Annotated in this window: 1 protein-coding gene; it reads right to left on the bottom strand. The window is 67.0% G+C overall.

All coding sequences use genetic code 11. The annotated features are described in order from the left end of the window. Positions 1-403: WD40 repeat domain-containing protein (locus NBZ83_RS32695; protein ID WP_261576575.1), on the bottom strand; the 403-nt coding region annotated here is incomplete at both ends.

Below are 403 nucleotides of genomic sequence, written 5' to 3'. Positions count from 1 at the left end.
GCCGTCTGGGGTGACGGCTACTGCCCGGACCCAGTCGGTGTGGCCGGTGAGGGTGGTTTGTTCGGTGCCGTTCTGGCGGTCCCAGATGCGGATCGTGCCGTCGCCGCTGCCGCTGATGATCTGTTGGCCGTCTGGGGTGACGGCTACTGCCAGGACCGTCCTGGTGTGGCCGGTGAGGGTGGTTTGTTCGGTGCCGTTCTGGCGGTCCCAGATGCGGATCGTGCCGTCGCCGCTGCCGCTGATGATCTGTTGGCCGTCTGGGGTGACGGCTACTGCCAGGACCGTCCTGGTGTGGCCGGTGAGGGTGGTTTGTTCGGTGCCGTTCTGGCGGTCCCAGATGCGGATCGTGCCGTCGTCGCTGCCGCTGATGATCTGTTGGCCGTCTGGGGTGACGGCTACTGCC

It is taken from the genome of Frankia gtarii, from assembly GCF_025403375.1.
Taxonomy (GTDB): domain Bacteria; phylum Actinomycetota; class Actinomycetes; order Frankiales; family Frankiaceae; genus Frankia; species Frankia gtarii.
The sequence above is the reverse complement of the archived record's forward strand: the minus strand, read 5'-3'. Positions and strand labels throughout refer to the sequence as shown.